Here is an 18,831-nt window from a genome sequence, read left to right on the forward strand (position 1 = left end):
CTCTTGGGCAATCATTAAACCCCATAGGCGAGTGGGGGATTGGGGAGATGAGGGGGATGGGGGAGATGAGGGAGATGGGGGAGATGGGGGAGATGAGGGGGATGGGGAAGGTTTACCTATGTTACTTATCTGATTTTCCTTAATTTCTTCTTTCTCTACGTCTAGGGAACTGCTTTCATTTCTACTAATAACAATCGGCACAATCAAGTTAGATTTTACCTGTAAAGCAGTTAAGAAATCAACGTGGCACCGATCTAAACCAGCCTTTTGAATGTCATTGATTGCTCTTACTCTTCCTTCTAAATAATGCTGAGCATATTCCTTAGAAAAGCAATTGTCTGTGATGGAATCACCAAAAATTGACGGCCAAGGAATGACAAGATCCTCAACTACAATTTCCCCTTCCCATCGCTCTTTAAATTGGTAAATAACAACGCGATCTGTGTTTAAAAGTTGGCGAACCTCTCGTACTGCCGTCTGGAGTATAGTTTTAATATCCAATGTGCTGCGAATTTGGTTACTCAGCAGACGCAAGAGAGATTCACATTCCGCTTGGCGGCGGGTTTCAGCGTATAATTTTGCCTGATTAATCGCGATCGCCAACTGAGATGCTACCCCCTCAATCAGTTGCTTTTCCCATTCTGTCCATTCCCGTTCGCGATCGCACTGGTGCAACCCAATCACCCCATTTACCCGTCCTTGGTAGCGAGTAGCAACAGCCAGCATCGACTTTATCCCCAAAGTCTTTGTAATCTCCCTTGTCTCTTCTCCTAATCCGGGAAAATCGGCAAATTTTGCCACAGCTAAAGGTTTATCCTCAGAGATCAGAGTTTGGAGGTGAGCATTATCAGCAATTGGCACTTTCATGCCAAGCTGGGCGAAACTATCTCCTCTGTTATATTCTCCCCGCGTAATCAGACTTTCTTCTGCTTCTGATTCTTTAACTAAAATGCTCGTGCGACTGCATTGTAGAGCTTCTCCCAGCAGGCGACAGGCAGAATTCAGAACTTCTTCTAAATCGAGGGTACGACGGATTTCATTATTAATCTGATTTAGCAAGCTAGACAACTGAACTTGTTGTTGCAATTGTACGATCAGCTTTTCTCGTTCCTCTGTTTCTATCAAGGAAATATCCTCCTCTGAGATACCATCCTCTGTTTCAGTCAACTTAGATGCTACTCTCGGCCAGGGACAGTGAGGTGACTCTACTTTCAAATACATAGAAGCTCAGTATTTTTGTGGTGTTTTACCCAATCTTGTCTGAGGCAGCTCAATTGCACCCCGCCTTTAGTCTTACCCGCTCGACCCAGACTTTTTAGATATTAATAAATTATAGCAGAAAGAATAAAAAATTAGTCATCTAGGAAAGAACGAAAATGCAGGTGAATCAAGGTTTTGACAAATTCAAAACATTCCAACCTAAATTTAAAGATATATTATAGACTGGAAACTAGCGGCTGAAAACCAGCCGTTTATCAGTATTTTCTAATTGCAAATTTATAGAGTTAATATCAAAGCCATGTTAAGAAAGAAAGTCAATAATCAAGCCAATAATCAAGCCAATAATCAAGGCATAGTACAGATGAACCACCGTATCAAAATCGCTTTAATGATTGGCAATTCGCGGCTGCACTGGGCAAAGTTTTCGGGTGCAGCACTTCAGGAAACTTGGGATACAGAGCATTTAACCCCTGATGCTGCAAAGCAGTTAAGTAATCAATTTAAGTTATCCCCTGTTCCTGTCTCTCTAGTTTTAGCTTCTGTAGTATCGCCGCAGGCGGAACTTTGGCAGAACTATCCCGATCTTCACATAATTACTCTAGATCGGTTGCCACTTTCCGGGCTCTACCCTACTCTAGGAATTGACAGGGCTTTGGCTGTATTAGGTGCTGGTACTGAGTTAGGTTGGCCCATTCTAGTAATTGACACTGGCACTGCAATAACATTTACTGGAGCAGATATCAATAAGTGCCTAGTTGGTGGTGCAATCTTACCGGGCTTAGCTTTGCAGTTCTCTTCTTTAGCGCAAAAAACAGCAGCGCTACCATTAATAAAGTTACCAGAAAATTTGCCCCCACGCTGGGCTATGGATACACCACAGGCAATACAGAGCGGTATTATTTACACATTAGTTGCAGGAATTAAGGACTTTATAGAAGATTGGCTGTACCACTTTCCAGAAAGTAAAGTTGCATTGACTGGAGGCGATCGCACTTTCTTACTCACCTATCTTAAAACTCTCTTTCCCGATCTAGCTACCCCTATCATTGAAGCTCCCCATACCATTTTTTGGGGAATGAGGGAGGTCATCTTAAATTCTGTAAGTATTGGTAATTATAGCAGTCACCAAGACAACGATAAGATATAATAATAGTAGTTTTATTTTTTTAGTCAAAAAAATGGCGATCGTCACTCATCTGCCTGGATATACCATCACAGAACAAATCTATGGAGGTTCTCGTACTCTTGTCTATCGAGGTATTCGAGAGTGCGATCGCACTCTCGTAGCGATCAAACTGTTGCGAAATGAGTACCCAAATTTCAACGAACTTGTCCAATTTCGCAACCAATACACCATTGCTAAAAGCCTTAACTTTCCTTGCATTATTCAACCGCTAAGTCTAGAACCATATCACAATAGCTATGCCTTAATAATGGAAGACTTTGGTGGAGTCTCCCTATCTACTTATCTCCAACTAGAAATAGATGAAAGTCAACGATCTAAATCTTTACCTTCAGCAGATTTTCTCCAAATCGCCCTACAACTCACGGAGACTATCTACTATCTCTACCAAAATAGAGTTATTCATAAAGATATTAAACCCGCGAATATTCTCATAAATCCCGATACCAAACAAATCAAAATCACTGACTTTAGTATTTCTTCCCTCCTACCAAGAGAAACCCAAGAAATTCAAAATCCCAATATCTTAGAAGGAACCTTAGCTTATCTATCTCCCGAACAGACAGGACGGATGAATCGAGGCATAGATTATCGCAGTGACTTTTATTCTCTGGGTGTCACCTTCTATAAATTATTGACAGGAAAGTTACCATTTATCTCGGAAGATGCAATGGAATTAGTACATTGTCATCTCGCCAAGGAGCCGCTCCCAATTCATCAAATTCAGCCTCATATCCCCTTAGTTTTATCAGCAATTGTCTGTAAGCTAATGGCGAAGAATGCCGAAGATCGCTATCAGAGTGCCTTGGGATTAAAGCACGATTTAGAGATGTGTTTAGCTCAGTTACAAACCACAGGTGAAATAGAAACATTTAAACTCGGAGAGCGAGATATTAGCGATCGCTTTATCATCCCAGAAAAACTCTATGGCAGAGAAAACGAAGTAAATCAGCTATTAACTGCCTTTGAGAGAATCAGCACAGGTCAAACTGAAATGATGCTAGTCGCGGGATTTTCCGGCATTGGTAAAACCGCCGTTGTTAATGAAGTGCATAAACCCATTGTTCGGCAACGGGGTTATTTTATCAAAGGCAAATATGACCAATTTCAGCGCAACATTCCCTTCAGTGCCATTGTCCAAGCTTTCCGCGATTTAATGGGGCAATTGTTAACGGAAAGCGATGTCAAAATTCAGCAATGGAAACATAAAATATTAGAGGCTGTGGGTGAAAATGGACAAGTAATTATTGACGTTATACCCGAATTAGAAAAGATTATTGGTACTCAACCCCCAGCCATCAAATTATCGGGAATTGCAGCCCAAAATCGCTTTAATTTCCTCTTTCAAAAATTTCTTCAGGTTTTTACCCAAAAAGAACATCCATTAGTAATTTTCTTAGATGATTTACAATGGGCTGATTCTGCTTCTTTGAATCTGATTCAATTATTAATTGTAAATAGAAACCAGGGATATTTACTATTAATTGGAGCCTATCGAGATAACGAAGTATCGCCTGCTCATCCTTTGATGATGAGATTAACGGAAATTAGTAAATCTGAGGCTGTTGTTAAGACAATTACTCTCGTACCTCTAAGTCACGTCAAATTAAATCAATTTGTCGCCGATACACTAAAGTGTAGGGAGAATTCAGCTTTTTCTTTGTCGCAATTGATTTATCGCAAAACCCAGGGAAATCCCTTTTTTGCAACACAACTTCTCAAGTCATTATATCAAGATAAATTAATTAAATTTAATTTATCAGAGGGATGTTGGCAATGTGATATTTCTCAAATTAATCAGCAAACACTCACCGACGATGTAGTTGAGTTTATGGTATTTCAATTGCAAAAATTACCAGAATCAACCCAATCTACATTGAAACTAGCTGCTTGTATTGGCAACCAATTTGACTTGCAAACATTAGCGATTGTTTGTCAATTATCTGAGGTGGAAGTCGCAACTGATTTATGGGTCGCTTTACAGGCCGATTTGATTTTACCCCAAAGTGATATTTATAAGTTTTATCAGGGCGAAGATAACGATAAATTGAGGCTGGAAAATAAAAACACCAGCGAGCAAATAGCCAAGTATAGATTTTTGCATGACAGGGTACAACAAGCTGCCTATTCTTTGATTCCTGAAGACCAAAAACAAGTAACTCATTTAGCGATCGCTCGGTTGCTGCGACAAAGCACCCCAGACACCGAACTAGAAGCCAAGATTTTCGAGATTGTCAACCATTGGAACAGGGCGATCGCAATTATCCTTGACCAATCGGAAAAAGATAATCTTGCCCAACTTAATTTAATTACTGGACGCAAAGCTAAAGCCTCAAATGCTTACGAACCAGCTTTCAAATATTTCACTACAGGTATAAATTTACTGTCTGATGGTGCTTGGCAGACCCAAACCAGCTTGATGTTAGGTTTGCAGGAAGGAGCAACAGAAGCGGCGTATTTGTACGGTAATTACGAGCAAATGGAGCAGGGAGTAAAGGTGATTTTAGCTGCAAATCTCCAAGCGACCGAGTACGTCAAGACCTACGAAATCCAGATTCAGGCCTATACAAACCAGGGGAGATTTCAAGAGGCGATCGCGATCGCTTGTACTGCTTTAAGCGAATTTAACACTTACCTTCCAGAGCAACCGACACAGGCAGATATAACATCGGCTGTAGAAAAGGTAACGGAATTGCTTAATGGTAGAACTGCTGAAGATTTACTCGATTTGCCGATGATGACAGAACCGGAAGCAGTGGCAATTATGCAGTTACTTTCTAGTGTTACCGGTGCAGCCTATCTTTCTGCTTCCCAACTATTTCCATTGATAGTTCTGACTCAAGTTATGTTGTCGATTCAGAAAGGTAATAACTCCCTATCAGCCTTTAGTTACATTAACTATGCGATTTTATTGAGCAATATGTTAGGGGATTTGGATACAGCTTATGACTTTGCTCAGATGTCATCACAACTAATGGCAAAACTCAATGCACGTTTTATCCAGCCAAAAGTTAATCTTCTCCTAGCCGCATTTTTTATTCATTATAAATCTCATTTTCGCAACAGTTTAGCTTTATACAGGGAAGGTTTCCAGACAGGCCAGGAAGTCGGCGATATAGAGTTTGCAGGCTATAACGTCCACCATTTGTGTCAGTGCGCTTATGTAACGGGTAAGGATTTAAATACTTTGGTGATAGAAACAGAACCTTATTTAACTACCTTATCTAAGCTCAATCTCAAAACTTGTTTAAACTACTCTTACATTGTTTTACAAGCAGTCGATCGGCTCCAAAATAGTCAAAACCAGTCAACTTTGACAAATAAAACAGAGCAAATACAGGCCGCACTCACCGCTACTAATGATTTAATTGGATTGCATTATTATTGGGTCTATAGCCTGACTACTTCCTATCTCCTCAATCAATATCCACAGGCAATTCAAGATGCAATAGAAGTGCGTCAAACCCTAGCAGTGGCAGGAAGTGGGATAAGCGAATTAGTTTTCTACTTTTACGATTCCCTGACAGCACTGGCTACCCATACCGAAACCACAGACAAAACCGAACTGCTGGAGCGGGTTTCCAAAAATCAAGCCATACTCCACCATCGTGCAGTTTCCGCACCGATGAACTTTCAACATAAATATGACCTAGTAGAAGCTGAACAACATCGGGTTTTAGGCAAGAATTATGAAGCAGGAGACTGGTACGATCGCGCGATCGCAGGTGCTAAAGCCAATGACTATATCCAAGAAGAAGCTTTAGCGAACGAATTAGCCGCAAAATTTTACCTTGCTTGGGGGAGAGAAAAAATTGCCGCAGGTTATATGCAAGAAGCCTATTACTGTTATGCCCGATGGGGAGCCAAAGCTAAAGTAGTTGATTTAGAAAAACGTTATCCCCAATTACTTGTGCCTATATTAAAGCAAAGCCGTTCGACCCTTTCCACTAATGAAACTATCTTCCCCTTGGAGACTGTTACATCTACCAGTTCTACTACATCCAGCAGTACCAGTGTCTCAGATACCCTAGATTTAACAGCAATTCTCAAAGCATCTCAGACTATCTCTAGTGCCATCGAACTAGAAAAACTGCTGTCATCATTACTGAGAATCGTGATTGAAAATGCAGGGGCCCATAAATGCGTGTTAATGCTGTTGCAAGACCATCATCTGCTAATTCAAGGCGCAATTACTCAGGGAACACAAGCCATTGTGTTGCAAAGCCTTCCCCTTGAAGACAGTCAGGATATTCCCCATAAGCTAATTTATAAAGTTAAGCACAGCCAACAGACTGTGATGCTACTGGATGCAACCGCAGATATTACCTTAGCTAATGACCCATACATCATCCGTCAGCAGCCCAAGAGTATTTTGTGTAACCCAATTTTGCATCAAGGCAAATTGATAGGCATTTTATATCTAGAAAATAGTTTAATTACAGGAGCCTTTACGAGCGATCGCGTTGAACTTCTGAATCTAATTTGCGCTCAAGCTGCTATTTCCTTAGAAAATGCTCGTCTTTATCAAGCAGCACAACAAGCCTTAAACGACCTCAAACAAGCACAAATTACCATTATTCAAAGTGAAAAGATGTCAGCTTTGGGTAATTTAGTTGCTGGCGTTGCCCATGAAATTAATAATCCCGTTGGTTTCCTTAATGGCAATATTCAACCAGCCTTAGATTATATCAATGATTTGTTGGGATTGATTGATCTATTTCAGCAAGAACACCCTAATTATAGTGCAGTAATTCAAAAAGAAATAGAAGCTATCGATCTTGAGTATATCCGAGAAGACCTCCCCAAATTAGTTGGCTCGATGCAGGAAGGCGTAAAGCGAATTCAAGACATTAGCACCAGTTTGCGAACCTTCTCCCGTGCAGATACTAACCATCCAGTTGCCTGCAATATCCACGATGGTATTGATAGTACCATTATGATTCTGAAACATCGCCTGAAAGCTAACGAAAATCGTCCAGAAATCCAAGTGATTAAGGAGTATGGCAATTTACCTCAAATTGAATGCTATGCCGGACAATTAAATCAGGTATTTATAAATATTTTGGGAAATTCGATCGATGCTTTAGATGAATCAAATATTGGACGTACTTATGCAGAGATTAAAGCCAATCCTAATCAAATTATCATCAAAACAGAATTATCGGGGGAAGGGAAACAGGTATTAATTTGGATCAAAGATAATGGAATTGGCATGAATGCCGAGGTGCAAGCGAAGATTTTCGAGCATTTATTTACAACCAAAGGTGTAGGAAAAGGGACGGGGTTAGGGTTAGCGATCGCTCGTCAAATCGTAGTTGAAAAACATCAGGGTAATCTAGAAGTTGAATCAGCTATTGGTCGGGGAACCGAGTTTTACATCCGACTACCAATCTAACCATATAGAGACTGTCAAATCCAGCCACTGAAGTAACAATCACCATTACAGCAAATAGGAGAAAATTACCATGAATCTAACTGGATATCAACTCAAGACAGAATTATACAACGGTTCTCGAACCGTTGTTTATCGAGGTCAAAGAGAAGCCGATTCCTTACCAGTAGTAATTAAATTCTTGAAAAATCTCTATCCCAGCTTCAGTGAATTAGTACAATTTCGCAATCAGTATACTATTACCAAAAATCTCCACTCACCCTTAATCGTCCAAACCTATAGCCTCGAACCATCCCAAAATGGTTATGCCTTGGTAATGGAAGACTTTGGGGGAATTTCTTTGCAAGATTATTTCAATGTAGCAGAAAAATTACCTGCCACGTCGCTGCCAGAATTTTTACAGATAGCGATCGCACTCTGTAATGCTTTAGATATTCTCTATCAAAATCGCATTATTCATAAAGATATTAAACCTAGAAACATTTTAATCAATCCCGCAACTAAACAAGTTAAATTAATTGATTTTAGCATTGCCTCATTACTACCGAGAGAAACGCAAACCCTAGTTAATCCCAATGTACTAGAAGGCACACTTGCTTACATATCCCCAGAACAAACAGGGAGAATGAATCGGGGTATTGATTACCGCACTGATTTTTATTCTTTAGGTGTAACTTTCTATGAGTTACTCACAGGTACGTTACCTTTTGCATCAAAAGAAGCAATGGAATTAGTACATTGCCATATTGCCAAAGTCCCACCATTAGTACATGAAATTAATCCCCAAATCCCATCTGTCCTCTCAGAAATCGTTAACAAATTGATGGCGAAAAATGCTGAAGATAGATATCAAAGTGTTTTGGGCATAAGATTTGATTTAAAAAATTGTCTAGATCAGCTAAAAGCAACAGGGACAATTGAGAATTTTCAAATTGGTACTAGGGATGCGTGCGATCGCTTCATCATTCCCGATCGACTTTATGGTAGAGAAACTGAAGTATCCTCTCTTTTGCAAGCATTTGAGCGCGTCAGTCAAGGTGCAACCGAAATGATCCTAGTGGCGGGATTTTCGGGAATTGGGAAAACAGCCGTCGTCAACGAAGTACATAAACCGATTGTACGGCAAAACGGCTATTTTATCAAAGGCAAATATGACCAATTTCAACGAAATATTCCCTTCAGTGCCTTTGTACAAGCATTTCGAGATTTAATGGGGCAATTATTGACAGAAAGTGATGCACAAATCGAGCAATGGAAAAATAAAATATTAGATGCTGTTGGTGATAATGCACAAGTAATTCTTGAAGTGATACCTGAACTAGCAAAAATTATTGAAGAACAACCACCAGCAGTAGAACTATCAGGAAATGCGGCAGAAAATCGCTTTAACCTTTTATTTCAAAAATTTACTCAAGTCTTTACCAGTGAAGAACATCCCTTAGTGATATTTTTAGACGATTTGCAATGGGTAGATTCCGCCTCCCTGAAGTTAATACAGCTTTTAATAGCTGATAAAGGTCGTCTTCTCATCATTGGTGCATACCGCGATAATGAGGTCAGCTTAGGACATCCCTTAATGTTAACTTTGAGTGAGATTCAAAAAACAACAGCAACAATCCAGAAAATTACTTTAACACCATTAAGCAAATTACAAATAAATTCTTTAGTCGCTGATACCCTTAAAAGCCCAGAAAATTTGGCAGGGAATATTTCTTCATTAGTTTACCAAAAAACTCAAGGCAATCCATTTTTTGCTACCCAATTTCTCAAAGCATTACATCAAGATGGATTAATTACATTTGACTACTCGCTGGGTCAGGGAGAGTGGCAATACGATCTTTCACAAGTGAAAACTCAAGCGGTTACAAATGATGTTGTGACTTTTATGGTTATTCAATTGCGAAAACTACTGCCAGCCACTCAATATATCTTGCAGCTAGCAGCTTGTATTGGTAATCAATTTGATTTAGCAACTTTGGCAATTGTTTTAGAACAATCAGAAATTGAAACAGCCACGAGTTTATGGGAAGCATTGCAGGAAGGATTGATTTTACCAATTAGTGAGGTTTATAAATTTTATCAGGGAGAGGAACATCGGCAATTAGGGTTATCAAATATTCATAAACAATCAGCCAAATATAAATTTTTACACGATCGCGTCCAACAAGCCGCTTATTGTCTGATTCCCGATGACCAAAAACAAACAACTCACTACAAAATTGGACAACTGTTGCTGCAACAGATTTCCTCACAAGCAAGAGAAGACCGCATCTTTGAAATTGTCAATCAACTAAATTACGGAACTGCTTTAATTATCCAACAAAACCAACGAGATGAATTAGCACAACTGAATCTAACTGCTTGTCGCAAAGCCAAAGCCGCCACCGCCTATCAAGCTGCGGGGGAATATGCCAAAGTTGGATTATCTTTGTTAGGAGAAACAGCTTGGCAACAGCAATATGAAATGAGCCTCGCTTTTCATGAATTAGCTGCGGAAACAGCTTCTTTATCCGGCGAATTTACATTAATGGAACAGTTGATTGATAGCGTAATTGGACAGGCACATTCTTTGCTAGAAAAGATCGATGTCTACTGTATTAAAATTCAATCTTATGTCTTTCAGAATAAACCAGTCGAAGCCCTCGATATCGGCAAGAAACTTCTGCAACAGTTGGGAGTTATCTTTTCCGAATCACCCACACCAGTAGATCTTCAACAGTCAATTCAAGAGATTAACGAACTGATTGGAGATAGAGAAATTGCAGATTTATTTGATTTACCTATAATGACAGATCGGCAAGTGTTGGCAACTATCCAAATTGCCTACAGCCTGATCCCACCAGCTTACAATTCCGGTTCTATCTTGTGCCCATTACTGACAGCCCTATCAGTCAAATTATCTATTCAGTATGGAAATACAATAATTTCTGCATTTGCTTACGCTAACTATGGTATCGTTATCTGCAATCTTTTACAAGATATAGATACAGCCACAAAGTTTGCTCAATTATCACTGAAAATCATCTCGAAATTTGATGCTAAAGCGATTAAACCGGAAGTGCTTTTAGTGTTGGGAGCTTTTATCCTACACCGCAAATCTCACATCAAAGATATCCTACCACTGTTGCAAGAGAGTTACGTAACTGCTTTAGAAGTTGGTAGCACGAAGTTTGCTGGATATCATGCCCGTACCTTTTGTAATGCTGCTTTTTGGTGTAATCAACCTCTTGCCACCTTAGAACAGAATGCTCGTGCTTACTACAATGGGTTGATGCAACTGAACCAAGAGGGAATGGCCAATCATTGTCGGCTTTCTTGGCAGTCTGCGTTAAATTTGCTGGGTTTTGGGGAACATCCTTGTATTTTGTCTGGGGAAGCTGCACAAGAGACAGAATTTCTGCCGCAGTTAATGTCTGATAATGATTTGAGCGAGTTTTATGTATTCCATTCATATAAACTCCTGCTTTGCTTCTTATTTGGAGAAACTGAACAAGCGCAGAATCACGCTGTTGAGTGCCGTCGCTATTTCATTGCTGCTCAGGGGCTAGTATACGAACCTACGTTTTATTTCTATGATTCTTTGACTGCTTTAGCAATTTTAAATTTGCAATTAGCAGAAGCATCAGAAATATTTCAACGGGTAGAGCAAAACCAAATTCAGCTACAACACTGGGCGCACTATGCTCCCATGAATTATCAACATAAGGTCGATTTGGTGGAAGCAGAAAAATGTCGAATTTTAGGCAAGAATTATGAAGCAGCGGATTATTACGATCGCGCCATTTCTCTTGCTAAAGCCAATGAATATATTCAAGAAGAAGCCCTAGCCAATGAACTCGCCGCTAGATTTTACCTTGATTGGGGCAGAGGGCGCATCGCTCAAGACTATATGATTGAAGCCTATTATGGCTATGCCCGTTGGGGTGCAAAAGCCAAGATTGCTGACTTAGAACAACGCTACCCACAACTCTTGGCTTCTATCTTCCAACAAACTCGCACTACCCTCTCGGTTAACGAAACTGTCTTCCCATTGGGATCGGTTACTTCTACCAGTTCTTCTACCAACATCTCCCATTCCCTTGATTTAGCTACAATTCTCAAAGCTTCTCAAACTATCTCCACCGAAATTGAACTCGAAAAACTACTTTCATCGTTGCTTTCCATCATCATCGAAAATGCGGGAGCAGATAAGTGTATCTTGATGCTCTGGCGAGAAGATCGTCTGCTGATTAAAGGGTTAATAACTGTCGATTCCGAGCCAGTTATATTGCAACGTATTCCCATTGAGGATAGTCAAGAGATCCCCCTAAAACTGATTTACAAAGTCAAAAATGAGCAGCAAACGACTGTGCTACTTGATGCTAGTACAGATCCAATTTTAGGCAATGACCCGTATATTATCCGTCAGCAGCCCAAGAGTATTTTGTGTAACCCAATTTTGCATCAAGGCAAATTGATAGGTATTTTATATCTAGAAAATAGTTTAATTACAGGGGCGTTTACACGCGATCGCGTTGAACTTCTGAATCTAATTTGCGCTCAAGCTGCTATTTCCTTAGAAAATGCTCGTCTTTATCAAGCAGCACAACAAGCCTTAAACGACCTCAAACAAGCCCAAATTACCATTATTCAAAGTGAAAAAATGTCAGCTTTGGGTAACTTAGTCGCTGGAGTTGCCCACGAAATTAATAACCCGGTTGGCTTTCTGACTGGCAATATTACGCCCGCCTTAGATTATATCAATGATTTGTTTGGTTTGCTCGATTTGTATCAACAAAAATATCCCCAACCAGATGCCGATATTCAAGAGGAAATTAAAACCATTGAGCTTGACTACATCCGGGAAGACTTACCTAAGTTAGTTGAGTCGATGCAGGAAGGCGTAAAGCGAATTCAAGACATTAGCACCAGTTTGCGAACCTTCTCCCGTGCAGATACTAACCATCCGGTGGCTTGCAATATCCACGATGGGATTGATAGTACCATTATGATTCTGAAACATCGCCTGAAAGCTAATGAAAATCGTCCAGAAATCCAAGTGATTAAAGAGTATGGTAATTTACCCCAAATTGAATGTTATGCCGGACAATTAAATCAGGTATTTATGAATTTGTTGAGCAATGCCATTGATGCCCTAGAAGAAGCAAGTCAAGGGCGCAAGTATGCAGAAATTGCCAATCAAATCACTGTCAAAACGGAGCTGTTAGAGGATAAAGAGCGGGCAATTATTCGGATTAAAGATAATGGAATTGGCATGACTGAAGCAGTACGCGCTCAGATTTTTGAGCATTTATTTACCACGAAGGTAGTAGGAAAAGGCACGGGATTAGGATTAGCGATCGCGCGGCAGATTGTTGAAGAAAAACATCAGGGAAAAATTACAGTTGATTCTGTCCCTGGTGAAGGTACTGTGTTTGCGATCGCTATCCCTGTTAAATAATACAATATATTAGGAGGAACCTTAGCCGCTCTCTGTCCCGAACAAGCTGGAAAAATGAATCGAGGTATAGACTACCGGAGCTAATTTTAGATTAAAGGAGTAAAGTATGACAACAAATACCCTAGAACTAGAGAAATTACCTGCGAGAGAAAAGCAGTTTCAATATCGCTTAAGATCGATACTTGTCTTGCTATCCCTGCTAGTTGCAGGATACATGGGCAACTACTTCGCACTTCCCATTATCTTTCATATAGACTGGCTATTTGGCAGTATTTTTGTCATGCTAGTTGTCCGATTATATGGTTTAGGTTGGGGAACCATCGCCGCCATGATTTCCAGCGCCTATACAATCTCGATCTGGAATCATCCCTATGGATTTATTCTCTTCACCCTAGAAGCGGTTGTTGTCGGATGGGGACTCCAACGGCGCAGTAACAATTTATTATTAATCGATGTAGTTTATTGGGCAATCATTGGGTTTCCTCTGCTTTGGTTACTCTATGGCTTTGTCGGTAAAATTCCCTTTCAAAGTGTTTTATTGATTTCGTTCAAAAATCCAATTAACGAAATTTGTAACGCTCTAATTGCCAGTCTAATTCTGACTCATACACCTATTACTAAATGGCTGCGTGTCAAGAATAGCAGAACTCATGCTTTTGAACAAACCCTCCTCAATTTGTTAGTGGCTTTCGTCTTATTGCCAGCAATGTTGCTGACCATTTGGAACTGTCAGGATGCAACTTTAACAGAAGAAAAAAGTGTTTTAGCTAATTTGGAAGATGTTAGACAAAATGTCAGTACAAATCTTCTAAATTGGCATCAGCAAAGCTTGGTTAAACTACAAGCCTTGGCCTCTCGCGAGCAGGAGAGCAATTTGTTGGACGATGCGGGAATGCAGGAACAAATAAAAATTGTTCAAGAAACAATACCAGAGTTTCGCAATCTCTACACTACAGATACAGAGGGAAATATTCTAAATTCAACTGCTGTTCAAAACATTAATCAAAAAGCAGCTAAGCTTGATTCTTTGCCGTTTCAGACTTTATTAACAGCAAAACAGCCGATGCTTTCTGAGGTAGTAATGGTATCCAATTTGCCGACAATTATTCAGACAGTACCGATTCTTCAAAGCAATCGACTTGTGGGGCAGATCTTAGCAGAAATTGATATCAATACTTTAAAAAAAAGGTTGCTTAATAGTCAAACTGCATTAATCAGGTCTGTGAGTTTGTTGGATCGGGAAAATCGAATTGTTGCCAGCACTCGCAGCGAATTGAAGCTAGGAGAAATCTTCGATCGAGATGGGAATGCTGAAATTCGCCAGCTTAATCAGAATACCCACATTTGGATACCGAACCTATCCAAAGCCTCTAAGGTTGTGCGCTGGAGAAAATCATTTTACGTACAAAAGAGTCCTATTGGCGGCAACCTACCCTGGATACTGGCGATCGAAGAAGCTAACGCTTCCCATCTAGTAGCGCTCGATCGAATTTATACCAAAAGCTTCGCTATTTTGATGGTGCTTGCTATCTTATCACCCCTTCTAGCTAAAACTATCAGCAGCAGTCTGGTTAAGCCTTTACTAGAACTTGCCAATCTCACTAGCAATTTGCCAGATAAACTTACAGAACAACAATCCCTGCAAATTCCTGGTAGTCCAATTACTGAAATTAACACCCTCTCCAGTAACTTCCAAGTCATGGCAGGTGCTCTCCAAGATAAATTTCAAGAAATTCAGCAAGTCAATGTGGAGATTCAGCAGGCTAAAGAATTTGCAGATGCGGCAAACAATGCCAAAAGCGAATTTCTTGCTAACATGAGTCACGAATTGCGAACGCCGCTGAATGGCATTCTTGGCTATGCCCAAATCTTGCAGCGCAGCGAACCTCTCAGCGAAAAAGGACACAAAGGCATCGATATTATCTACCAATGCGGCTCTCATTTACTAACCTTAATTAACGATATTTTAGACCTATCCAAAATCGAAGCCCGCAAACTAGATTTGTATCCGGCACCTTTGCACTTACCCTCATTTCTACAAAGTGTTATCGAAATCAATCGCATCCGAGCCGAACAACAAGGAATTACCTTTGATTACCAAGCTAATTCCCAGCTACCTATCGGAGTTTGTGCTGATGAAAAACGTTTGCGTCAGGTTTTGATCAATCTATTGGGTAATGCGATCAAATTCACGGACAAAGGTAGTGTTACTTTTAAAGTTGAACCTATCGGTCAAAAAATTCGCTTTCAAATTGCAGATACCGGAACCGGCATGACTTCAGAGCAAGTCGAAAAAATCTTTCTGCCCTTTGAACAAGTCGGCGATACTAAAAAGCAAGTCGAAGGCACGGGATTGGGATTAGCAATTAGTCATAAAATTGTGGCGCTGATGGGGAGTGAAATCACTGTTCACAGTATTCCTGGTGAAGGTAGCACCTTTTCCTTTGAAGTAGAATTACCTGAAGCTGAAGATTGGGCAAGCACTTCTCGATTAGTTCCAGAAGGGAAGATAGTTAGTTATGCCGGTGAGAAGCGGCGGATATTAGTTATAGACGATCGCTGGGAAAATCGCTCGGTTATAGTCAATCTGTTAGAACCCATCGGCTTTGAAGTCATTGAAGCTGCCAACGGGCTCGAAGGCATCGAACAGGCGCTGAAAACATTACCCGATTTAACTATTACCGACTTAAGTATGCCTATAATGGATGGGTTTGAATTTTTGCGTCAACTCCGTTCCCATCCCCAATTACAGAACCAGATTGCGATCGTCTCTTCTGCCAGCGTATTTGAGATCGATCGCCATAATAGCCTGAAGGCAGGAGGCAATGATTTCTTGCCCAAACCCGTGCAAGCTGAAACTTTGCTCGATCTCCTTCAAAGACACCTGCAATTAGATTGGATTTACGAGACCAATAATAGCGAGAACGAGAATTCTGAGTTAGCAACCAATGAAATTCAGCCGCCGACCCTAGAAATCTTAAACCAACTCTTTGAACTTGCACAAGATGGCGAACTCGACGGTATTATTGAAGTAGCACAACAAATTCAACAGGGTAATACGGCTGCTTTTGCCGGACAACTGATCCGCCTTGCGGATGCTTGCGAAATTAGACAACTGCGGGCATTAATCCAACACTATTTGCCTTGAAACCTTAGATAAACTATGGCTCAGCCTACCCAACCTTTTATCTTGATTGTGGATGATAACACAACCAATCTATCTGTGCTATCTCAAGCCTTGAAAACAGCCCAGTATAAAGTCCGCATGGCGACAGATGGCGAAGATGCTCTGGCACAGGTGGAACGCCACCATCCCGAATTGATCCTGCTAGATATTGAAATGCCGAACATGGATGGCTTTGAAACCTGCCGCCGCCTGCAAGCTAACCCTAATACGCAAGGGATTCCCATCATTTTTATGACATCTCTAGCGGATACCGAAAAGAAAGTCAAAGGCTTATCTTTAGGCGCAGTCGATTACATTACTAAACCATTTGAAGCATCGGAAGTGTTAGCTAGGATCAAAGTTCATTGGCGATTGAAGCAGCTTACTGACTCTTTGGAACGGCAAGTTTCCGAGCGCACCCAAGCTCTGGAACAGGCTCAAGTGCAACTGGTGCAACAGGAGAAACTCTCGGCACTGGGGGAGTTGGTGGCTGGGGTTGCCCACGAAATTAACAATCCTCTCGGTTGCATTGTTGGCAATGTCAATGCTGCCGAAGATTACATTAATGAGTTGTTAGAAATTATCGATCTCTATGCTGAGAAATTTCCCCAGCCTGGTGCAGAAATTGAAGCTAAACTCGAAGAGATCGACTTAGATTATCTTCGCGAAGATTTACCAAAACTGATTGGCGCGATGAAAGATGGAGGGGAGCGCATCACCACTATTAGTAAGAGTCTCCGCATTTTCTCTCGCGCTGATAGCGATGTTAAGCAAGATTTTAATATTCACGATGGCATCGATAGCACGGTGATGATTTTACGCCATCGCCTTAAAGCTAACAATTCTCGTCCTGAAATTAAAGTAATCGCAAAGTATGGCAATCTGCCAGAAATTAAATGTTTTCCGGGTCAACTCAATCAGGTGTTTATAAATTTGTTAGCGAATGCGATCGATGCGATCGATGAAGGCAATCAAGGGCTTACTTATGCCGAGATTCAAGCTCGCAGTAACCATATTATTATCAAAACAGAATTATCACCACAACAACAAGTAGTGATTCGGATTCAAGATAATGGTAAGGGGATGACTGAGGAGGTAAAGAAAAGGATTTTCGATCGCTTATTTACTACTAAAGGAGTTGGGAAAGGCACGGGCTTAGGGCTGGCGATTGCCCATCAAATTATAGTTGATAAGCATCATGGATCGATCGCTGTCAATTCTTCACTAGGAGCAGGAACAGAGTTTGTTATAACGTTACCACTTAAAATGGTATAGCAACCGCCAGGGCGGTTAGGGGCTAGGGGCTAGAGGAAGAGAGGGGGAGAGGGGGAAGATGGGGAAGATGGGGAAGGTAAGTAGGAGGGATTAGCAATTAGCAATTAGCAATTAGCAATTAGCAATTAGCCATTAACAAACAACAAACAACTATTCAATAATATTGACTGATAAACTTGCGAATGTGTTGAGCGATCGCTTCCGGTACTTCCTGCGGCAAATTGCTCCCCCCGCCACTAATAACTTGCATTTCGGCTTTAGGAGCCAGCCCAGCGTAGGATTGGCTCAGGGACAAACTTACTGCCTTATCTTCCGACCCTTGTAAAATCAACATAGGTATCTTTAGCCAACAGGCGCGATCGTCCAATAACTCCCCTTGAATTTCTACCTGTCTGCGATCGAACAAAAGTTTAGCAGCCGCAGGCGACTTAGATAAACCTTGCTTCAGTTGGATCAATCCCTCAAGTTTTTTTTGAAGGCCCAAAATTCTAGCCACAGGAGAGAGCGATCGCAGCACCCCTAAACCAGCAGTCGGCAGCACCCGCAACCACCTCGCCCACAACCAGCGCTGCTTTAAATATCCTACCTTCAACCCCTCTGGTGCCAAAAGTACCAAACCCAAAACTCGATCTGAATACTTCAACGCATAACTCGCCGCAATCCAGCCTCCCAGAGAATGAGCAACTAAATAAAACTGCCGCAGTTTCAAAGTCTCCAAATACTCAGCCAAACACTCAACCTCTAACTCAATCGAATAGTGAATCTTGCGAGCCGCCGGCTCAGACTCACCAAAACCCAGCAAATCGGGTGCAAAACAATGGTAATCGGCACCTAAACGTTCAATCACGGGTAGCCATTGAGCGCTGTCATGCAACGAGCCATGCAAGAATACCACATCAGCACCAGAGCCGATTTCACGCCAGAAGATTTGCCCAACAGAGAGCTTTACGCGGGAATTACGGAGCGATAAATACATCCTTGTTCAATGTTGAGGCGTAAAAAATTTGATAATTGTCATAACAGAGCGAACTCAAACCTCAAAGAAGATTGTACGCCAAAGGGGAATCTTACCCACACCTAAATTGATACACCCGATCTTGCATAGGCCTAGATTCTTATTAACTTCTTTCTAGCTTAAGCCAGAGTCGTCAGAC

7 protein-coding genes are annotated in these 18,831 nt (G+C 41.0%); 5 read left to right on the top strand and 2 right to left on the bottom strand.

Translation table 11 applies throughout. From position 1 onward, the window contains the following. On the bottom strand, positions 1-1,221 hold a 1,221-nt coding region (locus PN499_RS07355), incomplete at its 3' end, for a GAF domain-containing protein (RefSeq protein ID WP_272031066.1). 298 nt (positions 1,222-1,519) lie between these two features. Here PN499_RS07355 and PN499_RS07360 point away from each other — a divergent pair. From PN499_RS07360 to PN499_RS07380, 5 genes are all read left to right on the top strand, one after another. Beyond that, complete coding sequence (locus PN499_RS07360) at positions 1,520-2,368, top strand: pantothenate kinase (protein WP_272031067.1); 849 nt, start codon at positions 1,520-1,522, stop codon at positions 2,366-2,368. A gap of 31 nt (positions 2,369-2,399) precedes the next feature. Further along, positions 2,400-7,799: a trifunctional serine/threonine-protein kinase/ATP-binding protein/sensor histidine kinase gene (locus PN499_RS07365; protein ID WP_272031068.1), complete on the top strand. Its 5,400-nt coding sequence runs from the start codon at positions 2,400-2,402 to the stop codon at positions 7,797-7,799. A 70-nt stretch (positions 7,800-7,869) separates the two neighbouring features. Then, positions 7,870-13,236, top strand: coding sequence for a trifunctional serine/threonine-protein kinase/ATP-binding protein/sensor histidine kinase (locus PN499_RS07370; protein ID WP_272031069.1), 5,367 nt, complete (start codon positions 7,870-7,872; stop codon positions 13,234-13,236). A gap of 106 nt (positions 13,237-13,342) precedes the next feature. Then, positions 13,343-16,384 (top strand): hybrid sensor histidine kinase/response regulator, encoded by a 3,042-nt coding sequence (locus tag PN499_RS07375; RefSeq protein ID WP_272031070.1) that lies wholly within the window; start codon positions 13,343-13,345, stop codon positions 16,382-16,384. A 15-nt stretch (positions 16,385-16,399) separates the two neighbouring features. Further along, the gene (locus PN499_RS07380; protein ID WP_272031071.1) at positions 16,400-17,677 is read left to right on the top strand and encodes a sensor histidine kinase; all 1,278 of its coding nucleotides are present in this window, start codon (positions 16,400-16,402) and stop codon (positions 17,675-17,677) included. Between the two features lie 154 nt (positions 17,678-17,831). Here the strand turns inward: PN499_RS07380 and PN499_RS07385 are convergent, their stop codons facing one another. Continuing rightward, entirely contained in the window at positions 17,832-18,653 is an 822-nt protein-coding gene (locus tag PN499_RS07385; RefSeq protein ID WP_272031072.1) for an alpha/beta fold hydrolase, read from the bottom strand. Positions 18,654-18,831: the final 178 nt, after the last annotated feature.

It is taken from the genome of Kamptonema animale CS-326 (assembly GCF_028330895.1).
GTDB classification, from domain to species: domain Bacteria; phylum Cyanobacteriota; class Cyanobacteriia; order Cyanobacteriales; family Microcoleaceae; genus Kamptonema; species Kamptonema formosum.

Excerpts from the sequence above, each read along its gene's own strand:
- PN499_RS07365 (WP_272031068.1), top strand. The coding sequence starts at position 2,400 with ATGGCGATCGTCACTCATCTGCCTGGATATACCATCACAGAACAAATC.
- PN499_RS07380 (WP_272031071.1), top strand. The coding sequence starts at position 16,400 with ATGGCTCAGCCTACCCAACCTTTTATCTTGATTGTGGATGATAACACA.
- PN499_RS07385 (WP_272031072.1), bottom strand. The coding sequence starts at position 18,653 with ATGTATTTATCGCTCCGTAATTCCCGCGTAAAGCTCTCTGTTGGGCAA.
- PN499_RS07360 (WP_272031067.1), top strand. The coding sequence starts at position 1,520 with ATGTTAAGAAAGAAAGTCAATAATCAAGCCAATAATCAAGCCAATAAT.
- PN499_RS07375 (WP_272031070.1), top strand. The coding sequence starts at position 13,343 with ATGACAACAAATACCCTAGAACTAGAGAAATTACCTGCGAGAGAAAAG.
- PN499_RS07370 (WP_272031069.1), top strand. The coding sequence starts at position 7,870 with ATGAATCTAACTGGATATCAACTCAAGACAGAATTATACAACGGTTCT.